Here is an 11625-nt window from a genome sequence, read left to right as displayed (position 1 = left end):
TTGCGACATCGATGGCGTGAACCACCACGAAAGCGCAAATTTCAGTCCATGCCGAAGCTATCTTAGCGCATATGCCCAAGTGGGGGAGATGCCAAATTTTGGCAAAGAGATGGCAGGACAGAGGGGGCGCTGTCCCGCCGGCAATTGATATCGGCAACACAGGCACGAACTTGTGAGAAGGCTTGAATTAAAAAAACCCGCCTCGGCGGGCGGGTCGTTGGCGCAAATCAGCACCATGACTATATTCCTAGCATAGCTGCCGTCACAAAGCAAGCGAAATCTCGCGGGCCGGCCTAAAATTCGGCCGCCCGCCGCGCTATGGTGCAGGGATCGGAACCGGTGTTCGCGCGTTTGCAATTTGCCAATGGGAGCATAGCCATGAATGTCGCCAATCTGCAACTCGAGGGCCTGCTGATGGCCGTCGCATCGATCAATCAGATCCTTGTCCGCAAGGGCGTGCTGACGGTCGAGGAGATAGACACCGCCTTGCGCAAGGCCGAAGCCAGCGAGACCAGCGAGGAGCGCTCCGAAGGCATGTCGGCGTCGAGCCGCGATGCCGTCAACTTCCCGATCCGGCTGCTGGAGCTGGCGAACCAGTGCCAGCCGGAGGCGGACATGCCGTCCTTCTCCAAACTGGCGCGCATGGTCGGCCAGATGAAGGAACCCTACAACGATCAGATGTGACGCCGCGATCGCCCCCGTCCGGTCGGACCGCCGCTTGCCAGCCGAGCTTACGATCACCTGGCCGATGCAGGCTTCCAGGTCAGCACACGGCCCGGCCCATGCACGGCAGCAAACAGCAGCCCGGCCAGGAAGGTAAAATGATCGACGAAAAAGCCGAACTCGGCCTGGTTTCCGGCCCAGTGCGACGGCCCGTGGAAGGCAAAGGCGAGGAACAGCACATAGGCGCCGGAGACAAGAGCGGCCTGCGAGAAGAAGGCGCCGGTCAGGAAGCACAGGACGAGGATGACTTCGAGCACGGCCGCGCACCAGGCCAGAAACAGCGGGAACGGAAATCCGGCGGCGGCGATGTAGCCCGCGGTGGCGCCCATGTCGATGAATTTGAAGGTCACCGCCATGAGGAAGACGGCTGCGAAGATCAGGCGGCCAATCAGGATTGCCGCGGTCTGCCACGGCGGTTGAGCCGGTGATTGGGTGGTTTCCGATGACATGCCGTCCTCCAGGGTTGCGACCGATTTCGCCCCAAGGACGTTACACCAGCCGCAAACCCGACATGCGGCGCTTCCCCTTCTCCCCTTGTTGTGGGAGAAGGTGGCCGCGAAGCGGTCGGATGAGGGTGCTCCAGCTTGGCATCGCCGCATTCCGTCCAACACCCCTCATCCGGCTCGGCGCTGCGCGCCGATCCACCTTCTCCCACAAGGGGAGAAGGGATGGCGGGCCTTACCCTGCCTTCGCCTCCGGGTGGCTGATCGGTGCCCGCACAGTCCCATACTGGCCGCTCCAGCGGTCGGTCATGTCGCAGCGTATGTCCCACAGTTCCGGGAAGAAGCGATGCAGGGCGCCGGCCTGCAGCAGTTCGACTGGCCGGCCCTTGAGCGATTTCGAGCCGAGCCCGATCGAGCGGTGGATGAGATAAAGATGATTGGCGCGGAATTTCTGGAACAGCTCGTCGAATTCGATCAGCGCCTCGGCGACGACATAGCTGTCGCCGTGGTCATAGCTGACATCGTAGACATCCTCGAGCGAGAGCCCGCGACCATCGAGATAGGACGCCTTGAACGCCCGCCACAGGTCCGGCGGCATGCGCAGCAAGAGCTTGAAGCCCGGCGATTCCTGGCCGCTGCCATTGCCGAGCTGCAGCCGAATCTCCTGGTATTCCTTGGGCGACATGGTTTCGAGCAGGTCGAGCTGCGCCGTCATCAGGCGCATCAGCCGATGCACCCGCCCCATCAGCGTGACGATGCGATGGGTGTTCTGCTGCTCGAGGAAGTCGACGACATCGACCAGCGTGTAGGCGATGAGCTTCATCCACAGCTCCTCGACCTGGTGGACGATCTGGAACTGCAGCTCGTCGGCATTGACCATCTCGGCCAGCGGCTTCTGGCAGGCGAGTAGCTTGTCGCAGCTGAGGTAGACGCCATAGTCGCGCATCTCGGGCGCTTCGATACGGGCGTAATAATCCGGCTTGTGCATGGCAGCTGCTCCTTTGCCCGGTCCTCAGGGCGTTTGTTCGGTCCGAGCCCGCAGTTTAGTCGCTTTTCACTTGAACATTGTTCCTTTGTGTTATCCAAATACCAGAAAATGGAGGACGAATGTTCGTCCATTGCGAAGGTTTGGAGAACGTGTGATGCTGGATGCCGTCGACCGGAAGATCGTCGCGGCGCTGGAACGCGATGCGCGCACCTCCTTCGCAGTGCTCGCCGACGAGGTCGGCTTAAGCAAGACGCCGTGCTGGAAGCGGGTCAAGGCGCTGGAGGACGCCGGCATCATCCGCGGCTACTCGACGCGGGTCGACCCGGCCAAGCTTGGCTTCGGCATCGAAGCTTTCATTCAGGTGTCGATCGATTTCGAGCTCTCCGAAGCCTTCGAGGCCGCCGTCCAGGCGCATCCGCTGATCCGGCGCTGCCACGCCACCACAGGCGAGGCCGACTATCTCCTGCAGATCGTGACCGTCGACATGATGGCGCTGGACAGGATGCTGCGCGTCGAGCTCAGCCGCCTGCCCGGCGTGCGCCGCACGATCACCTCGATGGCGATGCGCGAGATCAAGGATGACATTTCTTTCGCCAATGCCGTGGGTCATGCCCAGCAGAGCGCTAAATCCGAGGCTTAAGAGACTGTTTCGAAATTCGCTCTGGCGAGTTATATGGTGGTGGTTTCGAGAACCGGCGCGCAGCGGACGTTTTGGTCCGTGAGCCCGCGCATGACCCCGAAAATCGGAAGATTTTCGGAAAGGATCATGCGCAAACCAAAAGTGCTACAGCGTCCTTTTGCGCGTCCAAAGGACGCGCGGCGCTGTAGGTAAGCGCAGAAAACGCCATCAGATGGCCGCCAGAGTAGAGTTTCCAAACAGTCTCTAAGGCGTGTAGCCCAGCGCGACCAGCACGGACAGCCCTGCAGCCAGGCCAATTGCGATAACAATGCCGAAATGCCGTTCGAGGAATTTGCGCCCCTGCCAGTCGTATCGCATATCTGAAAACTCCGCCGCGTAATCTGGGGCAGCGTGTTCAGGCGTCAAGGCCGGGTCCTTGACAGGCGGTAGACAGGCAGCTGCCATTGTTCATATCGTGGTTCATATCGGAACGTGGAACGACGGCCGAGCATTCTCGCGCTAAAGCTGGGCTTCGATGGCAGCCTTGTCTATGACAGACCATACTTCTACAATCTTTTTGTCCCCAAATTCATAGATAACATTCTCGGCAAAGGAAACTCTCCTCCCATTTACAGGGAGGCCGAGGAGGCTTTCTTTCGGCGCGCAGTCGAACCCGAGCCGGCTCGCTATGTAGGGCGGATCGGAAATCAGCATCTGGACGTTGAAATAAAGGTCCGGAATTTCAGCAAAGTCTCGCTCCAGCATTTTGCGATAGCCTGATAGACCGAGCCGCCGGCCGTTGTGGATCACCTCATCATCAACGAACTGCCCCAGCTTCGGCCAGTCCTGCTTGTTCAGGCAGGCAATGTAGTCTCGGTAGAAGTCGGAGAGGTCGGTTCTGGTCACGGCGATTGCTCCCGTCCCTGCAAGGCCCCGCCGAAAGGGCGTGTCTCATGCTCAAGCCGATGATGACATGAAGCAGCTTCATGCGCGGATGAGAAAGTGCTAGACAGCGTCACTTCCTCTACTCCCGCTTCGTCTAATGGTAGGACAGCGCCCTTTGAAGGCGTGAATCGTGGTTCGAGCCCATGAGCGGGAACCACCTGACATGACGGAGGACGACATGGCCGACGACAAATCCAGGAGCAAGCAGGACCGCAAACCGGCCGCCGGCGAGGAGCCTTACGACGTAGCGGCGTTTGCGAAAAAATATGGCATACCGCCGAGCGAGGCCGCGACCATCATCAAGCGGTACGGGCCTTCGAGAAAGAAGCTCGACGCGCATATGGCGAGCCGCAACGCCTGACCCGCATCGGCGGCGGCCTGCAGGATAGGTGTTGCGATCATATTAGCCTGAGCGCATATTTTGTCAGCCGGTGAACCAACCAAGCCGGTCAGGCTCGGCGCCAGCCCCTCCCTCGATCCCCTCGACGCCGAGCCGCTGGGGGATCGGCGGCCCTGGAGGCGAACCATGCCCATGTATCTCTCACGATTCAGCTATACGCCCGAGACCTGGGCGCGGCTGATCGAAAACCCCGAGGATAGACGCGAGGCAGCCCGCACCTACATCGAATCGGTAGGCGGAAAGCTGCACGGGTTCTGGTACGGCTTCGGAGAGCACGATGGCTGGAACCTGTGGGAGGCGCCCGACAACGTTTCGATGGCATCGGTCATGCTTGCCATTGGTGCGGGAGGAGCGCTCAGTTCGTACGAGACCACCGTTCTCCTGAGCGTCGAAGAGACGATGCAAGCGCTTGGCAAGGCGAAGTCGGTCCGCTATCGCCCGCCGGGAAAGTCCTGACCAGTCGCGCATCACGGCGCCGGACCGGTTTCGCGGACTTTTCGCCCGGCTAGCCCGGAGAGATCCGGGCTAGGCTCGCCGTCCGGCTGGTGCCGGCGCGCTCGCCCGTGTCTTGCTCGCCCGTGCCACGCTCGCTTGTGTCGCGCTCGCCCGGGTCGCGCACGCCCGCGCCACGATCGCTTGCAGCGGCTCCGGCCGGTGCAGCAGAAATCCCTGGCCGAAGTCAATGCCCATATCCGCGAGGATGTCGAGCGCATCCTGCGCTTCGATCTTCTCCGCCACCACGGAGCAGCCGAGGCTCCTGGCGATGCCGGATATCGCCGAGACGATTTCGCGGTCGAAGCGGCTATCGGCAATATGCTCGATGAACGAACCGTCGATCTTGATCGTGTCGACGGGAAAGCGCCGGAGATATTCGAACGAGCTCATGCCCGCCCCGAAATCGTCGAGGCTGACGCGGCAGCGCCGCTCGCGCGCCTTGCCGACGAACTGCTCGGCAGCTGCGAAATTGGTGACCGCGGCGGTTTCGGTGATCTCGAAGCCGATGCCGGAATGCGGCGCCCCGGTCTCGGCGATGATGGCGTCGACGAAATCCCAAAGCTGCGGGTCGCTCAGCGTCTGCGCCGACAGGTTGAAGCCGAGCGTGAGCGCCCCTGACTTCAGCGCCGGACCATGAAGCGACAGCGCCGTCCTGATAATCCAGCGGTCGAGCCGCGAGGCGACGCCGAACCGCTCCGCCGCCGGGATGAACTCGCCCGGCGGGATCAGCCGCCCGTTGCGCCCGGCGAGCCGCGCCAGGACCTCGACATGGCGGCTATCTTGCCAGGGTTTTCCGAGCTGGTGGATTTCCTGGCCGAACAGTTTCAGCCTTCCGTCCGCCATGGCGTCGACGGTGTCGGCGGCCAGCCGCGCCGCATTGAGGCCGCTGGAACCGGACGTCGTCTCGGGCGAGAACACCGCGAAGCGATTGCGCCCGGCAGCCTTGGCCGCATAGCAGGCGTCGTCGGCGCAGGCGAGCGCGTCGGCCACTGCGGTATTCGCATCGGCGACAAAGGCGATGCCGATGCTGGCCGCGAGCTTGCGCGACATCGCCGTCAAGCCGAGGTCGGCATCGCGAACCGCCGCGAGAACGGCACCGGCGAGACGCTCGGCTTGCGCTGCGTCGCAATCAGGCACCAGCAGCGCGAACTCGTCGCCGCCGAGGCGCGCGGCGTGCACCGACGGCGGCAGACAGCCCAGAATGCGCTCGGCGACGCTCTTCAGGGCAAGGTCGCCGGCGGCGTGGCCGGCGAAGTCGTTCAGTGCCTTGAAGTAGTCGAGATCGACGTAGAACACCGCGAGCCGGCGCGCCGTTGCGATGTGCTCGGCCAGCAGCCGGTCGAAAGCGGCGCGGTTCAGAAGGCCGGTCAGCGCGTCATGGCGGGCCGCATGGGCAAGTTCCTGCTCGCGTTGCTTCGCCTCGGTGATGTCGCGCACCGTGCCCAGGATCTGGCCCGATGACTGGGCGTCGGCGAACCGTATCAGCGATTCGAGATGTCGGATTTCGCCGTCCCGCTTGATGATGCGGTATTGCACGGCGACGACCTTTTGGGTTTGCAGCGGCGCCAAATGGGCCCGCTCGGCGTCGGCCCGGTCGTCCGGATGCAGATAGCTGTGCCAGAGGTCTTGAGACACTTCGTCGGTGTCGGCGACAAGCCCGTAGATGTCCCGCGTGCGCTGGTCCCAGTAGCTTTTGCGTGCGGCGAGATCGTGGTGCCAGATGCCGGTGCCGCTGGCCGCCAATGCCAGGCGAAAGCGGACGTTGACCTGTTCAAGCTCTGCTTCCGCTTGCTTCTGCTTGGTGATGTCGGTCTGGACGCCCATCAGTCTGACCGGCCGGCCTTGGGCGTCGCGTTCGACCACTCCGCCGCGATCGAGAACCCATACCCAGTGACCGGATTTGTGCTTCAGCCTGAGCTCGGTCTCGATCGAATCGGTCAGGCCGGCAATGTGGCGTTCGCCGCTGGCCACCGCCCGCTCGCGATCGTCGGGATGCGTCAGCTGCAGCCAGAGATCGCTTGTCTCGGCTAGCTCACCCTCGCCATAGCCGAGCATCTGCAACCACATCGCCGAGTAGAAACAGTCGCCGCTCGCGAGATCCCAATCCCAGACGCCAAGATGCGCGCGTTCGAGCGCCAGCTCCCAGAACTCTCCGTCGCGATTTTTCTTTTCGGCCATGCTCTGGACTTCGCCTGCCTCGTCGCGGCCATTGTGCGGCAAAAGCAAAGAAGAATCCGTTACTGCGCAGCGGCTGGGGTGGACGGCCAATTTCTTCACCCTGACACCCACGAGGCGGGAACTTTGCCGAAACGGCAGCCACAGCCGCGACGGCGCCAGCCCTCACCTCTTCCCTTGCGGGTAGATCGTCTCACCGCGCGTCAGCATCTCGACGAAGGCGGCGATCTTCTTCTTGCGGCCAGCCTCGGTCTTCATGTTGTGGATGCGGAAGGCGAGCGCGAAGCGGTTCTGCGCGCTGAGCCCTGCCAGCATCGCCTTTGCCTCGGGCTCGACGTCTATTGCGGCTTGCAGATCCGCGGGGATTTTCATGTCCTTGCCGCTTGCATAGGCGCGCGCCCAGCGGCCGTCGGCCTTCGCCGCCTCGACCTGTTTGAGCCCATGCTCGGTCATCCGGCCCGCCTCGATCAGCCGGGCGATGTTGTCGACGTTGATCTGGCTCCAGATGCTCTTCCTGCCGCGCGGTGTGTAACGCTGCATATAGCTCTTGTCGTCGAGCCCCTTGCGCACGGCATCGATCCAGCCCCAGCACAGCACGACGTCGATGGCCTCCTTGGGCGTGATCGAAGGCAGTCCCGAACCGACCTTGTGGATCTTGATCCAGATTTCTGTCTCGGTGTCGTGATGCTTGCCGAGCCAGGTGTAGAAGCTCTCGGCATCGCTGAATTCGCGGACCTTGGCGGGGTCGACCTCGACCGGCGCCATCAGCGGGTCTGCCTTTGTGTGGTCGTCATCGGTTCTCCTTTGTCGCTGCTTGGCTCCGATCGAATGCGGCAACAGTGGCCTTGTTGCAAGGATGGCGCGATGCTTCGCGCCGCCCATGGCGGTCCTTCAAATCGTGATGTAATAACCTGCGGCCTTCCGGCTCGGCGCTGCGCGCCGATCCTCCTTCTCCCACAAGGCCCCTTGTGGAAGAAGGAAAGGAGCCTCACTGCAGCTGCGGTTTCTTGAGAAAGCTGTTCCGGTCGGCCGACTTGACGCGCAGCCAGGTTTCGCGGCCGTCGCGCACAACCCGCAACGGGATCTCGGCGCCCGCCGGGTTCTGCCACAACTTGCGGTAGAAATCGGCGAGCCCGTCGACTTCGCCGTCGCGCACATCCGAGATGATATCGCCCTGGCGCAGGCCGGCTTCGGCGGCCGGGCTGCCTTCGGCGACGCTCATCACCACGACCTCGCCATTGCTTTCGGCGGAGAAGGCGCCGAGCCATGGGCGCGGTGGTCTGGCAACCTGGCCGCGCGTCAGCAGATCGTCGAGGATGGGCGGCAGCAGGTCGATCGGCACCACCATGTTGATATCGGCGATCTCGCCGGCGCGGCTCATCTGCAGGCGCAGAGAACCGATGCCGAGCAGCCTGCCGTCCTGCCCGATGAGGGCCGCACCTCCCCACGACGGATGAGCCGGCGCAGTGAAGATCGCCTCGTCCAGCAGATATTCCCAATAGCCGGCGAATTCCTGCTTGGTGACGATGTACGCGCTGACCGCCTGGCCGATGCCGTCGGCGAGCACCACCGGGTCGCCGGCCGTCGCCCTGGCCGCGTCGCCGAAAGCCACTGCGGGCAGGGAGAGCGGGGCCAGCGCCTGCACCAGGCCGAAGCCCGTTTCCTGGTCGTAGGCAAGCGCGTGCGCGGGAATCACGCGCCCGCTGTGGTCGGTCAGCCAGACCTCTTCCGCCTCGGTGATGAGATAGCCGATGGTGAGCACCAGGCCGTTGTCGCGAATGACCACGCCGCTGCCTTCCCGGCTGGTGCCCAGCGCATTCGCGGTGAAGGCATCATCCGGGATCGACGCGCGCACCGTCACGATGGACCGCAAAATCGTATCGATGGTCATGCTCTCAATCCTGGCAATACTCACGACGACCGTTCAGAGGGCCGGCATCTTCTATAGCTATGGCGCATGTGACGAGGCGCAAGGGCCGGATGCAATCGCGCAGGCTTGCGCTGCCGACATCGACAATAGTTCAACACAAGTTGAACTTCCGTCAGTCCGCACTACCTGTATCTATGCAAGTTGATCCTCCCCAAAACCCTCTCCGCTCACATCAAAGGCCTCCGAAATGAACCAATACACACCGCCGAAAGTATGGATCTGGAACAAGGAAAATGGCGGCGCCTTCGCCAGCATCAACCGTCCGATCGCCGGCCCGACGCATGACAAGCAGTTGCCGGTCGGCAAGCATCCGCTGCAGCTTTACTCGCAGGCGACACCAAACGGCGTGAAGGTGACGATCATGCTGGAGGAGTTGCTGGGGCGCGGCCACAAAGGCGCCGAATATGACGCCTGGCTGATCAGGATCAACGACGGCGACCAGTTCGGCAGCGGCTTCGTCGAGGTCAATCCCAACTCCAAGATCCCGGCGCTGATGGACCGCAGCGGGCCAAAGCCGATCCGCGTCTTCGAATCCGGCTCGATCCTGCTGCATCTGGCCGAGAAATTCGGCGAGTTCCTGCCGATCGAGCAGCCGGCGCGCGCAGAAACCCTGTCGTGGCTGTTTTGGCAAATGGGCTCGGCGCCCTATCTCGGCGGCGGCTTCGGCCATTTCTACGCCTACGCACCGGAAAAATTCGAATATGCCATCGACCGCTTCGCCATGGAGGTGAAGCGCCAGATGGACGTGCTCGACCGGCGCCTGGCGGTAAGCGAATATCTCGGCGGCGACGCCTACACGATTGCCGACATCGCCGTGTGGCCCTGGTATGGCGGGCTGGCCAAGGGCCGCATGTACAACGACGCCGGCGCGTTCCTGTCGGTGCAGGAATACAAGCACGTGCAGCGCTGGGCCGACGCGATCGACGCGCGGCCGGCGGTGCAGCGCGGCCGCATGGTCAACCGCGCCTTCGGCGAGCCGGCGATGCAATTGCACGAGCGCCACGACGCCAGCGACTTCGACACCAGGACGCAGGACAAACTGGCGGCGGAGTGAGCAGAGCGACGGAGCTGCAGCGGATGACGCGCTGCGCAGTATCGGGCATATGCACCCGGAGATATATACTGGTTGACTAAAGTAACGGAACGTCCAAGGCACATTCCCAGAACCGAACATGTCCGCTTTCAAGCGGTTTAGACCATACTGTCTATCTGATGAACATCATGGTCTAGGCATGTTTATATTTGTGGTGGCCGACCTGAATCTCAAAACCGCATGCTGTCTCGACGGTCCAGTACTCGCGGGTCGCGGTCACTGTGTGGCTTTCGTTCGGCCCTATAGATCAGCCGGACGACGGACAAAAAATATCCAAGCTGCAGAACGATCAAGGTGAGGACCGTGCAGCCGAGCGCCTTCCAGATTGAACCCGTTGCCAAAAAAGTCGAGAGCGCCACGACGAATGCCGCGGCGGTCATCCCCACCAGGAACTGTGGAAAATTCATCGCTTTTCACGGCCGCCCCGGAGCTTCTAACAGCCGCGACGGCCACCCTTGCCCATTTACCCCGGACCAACGTTTTCACCCTTTTGTTGGTTGCGCAAGTGGCAAATGGATGGGAAATATTTCACGCAACCTATGGTTGACATAAAATAAGACACCCCCTTTGTCCTGCCGGCCATTGGGGGAGATGGCCGGTAGGCCAGAGGGGGCGCTGTCCCGCCGGCGTCAAAAACCACTACAGGCGCAACGCTCAGGCCGACATGGCCAGCGGCCTAGCGCTCTTGTTGGGGATCTGGATGTCGATCTCCAGCGTCGACATCGTCTCGCCGCGATCCATCGAGACCTGCAGATAATCCTGGTCGATCTGCACATGCCTGGCGATGACGGCCATGATCTCCTCGCGCAGCACCGAGACGAGATCGGGCTGGCTGCGGTTGCGGCGCTCATAGGCGAGCAGCACCTGCAGCCGCTCGCGCGCCACCGGCGCGCTGCCGCGCCGCTTGAAGAGGTCTAACAGGCTCATGCTGCCCTCCTTCCAAAAAGCCGATCGAGAAAGCCCTTGCGCTCGAACGGCACGACGACCGGCAGGTCCTCGCCCTCGAGCCGTTTGGCCGCCTCGATATAGGCGCGGGCGGCGGAGTTGGTCGGATCGCTGAGTGTCACCGGCGACCCGAGATTGGAGGCCTTGAGCACGTCCTGGCTCTCGGGAATGATGCCCAGCAGCGGCGTCGACAGGATTTCCAGCACGTCGTCGATCGAGAGCATTTCGCCGCGCGCCGCGCGCGCCGCATCGTAGCGCGTCACCAGCACATGCTTGGCGATCTGCTCGCCCCGCTCGGCCTTGACGGTCCTGGCGTCGAGCAGGCCGATGATGCGATCGGAATCGCGCACCGAACTGACTTCCGGGTTGGTGACGATGACCGCCTCGTCGGCAAAGCGCATGGCAAGCTGCGCGCCGCGCTCGATGCCGGCCGGGCTGTCGCAGAAGACGTAGTCGAACACCGAGCTCAGCTTTTCGATCACCTCGCCGACGCCCTCCTCGGTCAGCGCATCCTTGTCGCGCGTCTGCGAGGCCGGCAGCAGGAACAGCGTCTCGACCCGCTTGTCGCGGATCAGCGCCTGCGACAGCTTGGCCGTTCCCTGGATGACGTTGACCAGGTCGAACACCACCCGCCGCTCGGCGCCCATGATCAGGTCGAGATTCCTCAAACCCACGTCGAAGTCGACCAGCGCCACCCTCTTGCCGGTTCTCGCGACGGCGGCGCCAAGGGCGGCCGTCGAGGTCGTCTTGCCGACGCCCCCCTTGCCCGAGGTGACCACCACAACTTTGCCCATCTATGCCTCCTTATTGTTGTTCGTATTGTTAAGCGTTTGATTTATGCGATGCGCTTAAGTCTTTGTTTCTATTTC

At 62.6% G+C, this 11625-nt stretch carries 13 protein-coding genes and 1 tRNA gene; 6 read left to right on the top strand and 8 right to left on the bottom strand.

Features of this window, described 5'->3' with window-relative positions:
- Positions 1–378: 378 nt before the first annotated feature.
- Positions 379–684 carry a hypothetical protein gene (locus AC0L18_RS14780; RefSeq protein ID WP_473492955.1) on the top strand — a complete coding sequence of 102 codons (306 nt, stop codon included), beginning with the start codon at positions 379–381 and terminating at the stop codon, positions 682–684.
- Between the two features lie 53 nt (positions 685–737).
- Here AC0L18_RS14780 and AC0L18_RS14775 read toward each other — a convergent pair whose 3' ends face one another.
- Both AC0L18_RS14775 and AC0L18_RS14770 read right to left on the bottom strand, forming a co-directional pair.
- Positions 738–1172 carry a DoxX family protein gene (locus AC0L18_RS14775; protein WP_473492954.1) on the bottom strand — a complete coding sequence of 145 codons (435 nt, stop codon included), beginning with the start codon at positions 1170–1172 and terminating at the stop codon, positions 738–740.
- Positions 1173–1401: 229 nt separating this feature from the next.
- Positions 1402–2154: a tryptophan 2,3-dioxygenase family protein gene (locus AC0L18_RS14770; protein WP_473492952.1), complete on the bottom strand. Its 753-nt coding sequence runs from the start codon at positions 2152–2154 to the stop codon at positions 1402–1404.
- 154 nt (positions 2155–2308) lie between these two features.
- On the opposite strand from AC0L18_RS14770, the gene AC0L18_RS14765 reads away from it, so the two are divergent.
- On the top strand, positions 2309–2794 hold the full coding sequence (locus AC0L18_RS14765; RefSeq protein ID WP_287283691.1) for an Lrp/AsnC family transcriptional regulator: 486 nt from the start codon (positions 2309–2311) through the stop codon (positions 2792–2794).
- Positions 2795–3292: 498 nt separating this feature from the next.
- Here the strand turns inward: AC0L18_RS14765 and AC0L18_RS14760 are convergent, their stop codons facing one another.
- On the bottom strand, positions 3293–3679 hold the full coding sequence (locus AC0L18_RS14760) for an ester cyclase (protein ID WP_473492951.1): 387 nt from the start codon (positions 3677–3679) through the stop codon (positions 3293–3295).
- A 122-nt stretch (positions 3680–3801) separates the two neighbouring features.
- Here AC0L18_RS14760 and AC0L18_RS14755 point away from each other — a divergent pair.
- From AC0L18_RS14755 to AC0L18_RS14745, 3 genes are all read left to right on the top strand, one after another.
- Positions 3802–3875, top strand: a tRNA-Gln gene (locus AC0L18_RS14755).
- Between the two features lie 21 nt (positions 3876–3896).
- Complete coding sequence (locus tag AC0L18_RS14750; protein ID WP_027155385.1) at positions 3897–4079, top strand: DUF3606 domain-containing protein; 183 nt, start codon at positions 3897–3899, stop codon at positions 4077–4079.
- 165 nt (positions 4080–4244) lie between these two features.
- Positions 4245–4574: a GYD domain-containing protein gene (locus AC0L18_RS14745; RefSeq protein ID WP_027155386.1), complete on the top strand. Its 330-nt coding sequence runs from the start codon at positions 4245–4247 to the stop codon at positions 4572–4574.
- Positions 4575–4643: 69 nt separating this feature from the next.
- On the opposite strand, the gene AC0L18_RS14740 is transcribed toward AC0L18_RS14745, so the two are convergent.
- The 3 genes from AC0L18_RS14740 to AC0L18_RS14730 form a co-directional block, all read right to left on the bottom strand.
- The gene (locus tag AC0L18_RS14740) at positions 4644–6791 is read right to left on the bottom strand and encodes an EAL domain-containing protein (protein ID WP_473492950.1); all 2148 of its coding nucleotides are present in this window, start codon (positions 6789–6791) and stop codon (positions 4644–4646) included.
- A 162-nt stretch (positions 6792–6953) separates the two neighbouring features.
- Positions 6954–7553 (bottom strand): YdeI/OmpD-associated family protein, encoded by a 600-nt coding sequence (locus AC0L18_RS14735; RefSeq protein WP_473492966.1) that lies wholly within the window; start codon positions 7551–7553, stop codon positions 6954–6956.
- A gap of 223 nt (positions 7554–7776) precedes the next feature.
- On the bottom strand, positions 7777–8679 hold the full coding sequence (locus AC0L18_RS14730; RefSeq protein WP_473492949.1) for a S1C family serine protease: 903 nt from the start codon (positions 8677–8679) through the stop codon (positions 7777–7779).
- A 226-nt stretch (positions 8680–8905) separates the two neighbouring features.
- Here AC0L18_RS14730 and yghU point away from each other — a divergent pair, with 226 nt between their 5' ends.
- Entirely contained in the window at positions 8906–9772 is an 867-nt protein-coding gene (yghU, locus tag AC0L18_RS14725; RefSeq protein ID WP_473492947.1) for a glutathione-dependent disulfide-bond oxidoreductase, read from the top strand.
- Positions 9773–10465: 693 nt separating this feature from the next.
- Here yghU and minE read toward each other — a convergent pair.
- Positions 10466–10738, bottom strand: coding sequence for a cell division topological specificity factor MinE (minE, locus tag AC0L18_RS14720; RefSeq protein WP_023803855.1), 273 nt, complete (start codon positions 10736–10738; stop codon positions 10466–10468).
- Positions 10735–11550, bottom strand: coding sequence for a septum site-determining protein MinD (gene minD / locus AC0L18_RS14715; RefSeq protein WP_023803856.1), 816 nt, complete (start codon positions 11548–11550; stop codon positions 10735–10737). The genes minE and minD overlap by 4 nt, the downstream gene beginning before the upstream one ends.
- Positions 11551–11625: the final 75 nt, after the last annotated feature.

The sequence above is a fragment of the Mesorhizobium sp. WSM4819 genome, from assembly GCF_055811215.1.
This window is presented reverse-complemented; position numbering and strand designations above follow the sequence as displayed.

Coding starts and splice junctions, on each gene's coding strand:
- AC0L18_RS14735 (WP_473492966.1), bottom strand. CDS start 7,553: ATGGCGCCGGTCGAGGTCGACCCCGCCAAGGTCCGCGAATTCAGCGAT.
- AC0L18_RS14730 (WP_473492949.1), bottom strand. CDS start 8,679: ATGACCATCGATACGATTTTGCGGTCCATCGTGACGGTGCGCGCGTCG.
- AC0L18_RS14770 (WP_473492952.1), bottom strand. CDS start 2,154: ATGCACAAGCCGGATTATTACGCCCGTATCGAAGCGCCCGAGATGCGC.
- minD (WP_023803856.1), bottom strand. CDS start 11,550: ATGGGCAAAGTTGTGGTGGTCACCTCGGGCAAGGGGGGCGTCGGCAAG.
- AC0L18_RS14750 (WP_027155385.1), top strand. CDS start 3,897: ATGGCCGACGACAAATCCAGGAGCAAGCAGGACCGCAAACCGGCCGCC.
- AC0L18_RS14780 (WP_473492955.1), top strand. CDS start 379: ATGAATGTCGCCAATCTGCAACTCGAGGGCCTGCTGATGGCCGTCGCA.
- AC0L18_RS14740 (WP_473492950.1), bottom strand. CDS start 6,791: ATGGCCGAAAAGAAAAATCGCGACGGAGAGTTCTGGGAGCTGGCGCTC.
- minE (WP_023803855.1), bottom strand. CDS start 10,738: ATGAGCCTGTTAGACCTCTTCAAGCGGCGCGGCAGCGCGCCGGTGGCG.
- AC0L18_RS14765 (WP_287283691.1), top strand. CDS start 2,309: ATGCTGGATGCCGTCGACCGGAAGATCGTCGCGGCGCTGGAACGCGAT.
- yghU (WP_473492947.1), top strand. CDS start 8,906: ATGAACCAATACACACCGCCGAAAGTATGGATCTGGAACAAGGAAAAT.
- AC0L18_RS14775 (WP_473492954.1), bottom strand. CDS start 1,172: ATGTCATCGGAAACCACCCAATCACCGGCTCAACCGCCGTGGCAGACC.
- AC0L18_RS14745 (WP_027155386.1), top strand. CDS start 4,245: ATGCCCATGTATCTCTCACGATTCAGCTATACGCCCGAGACCTGGGCG.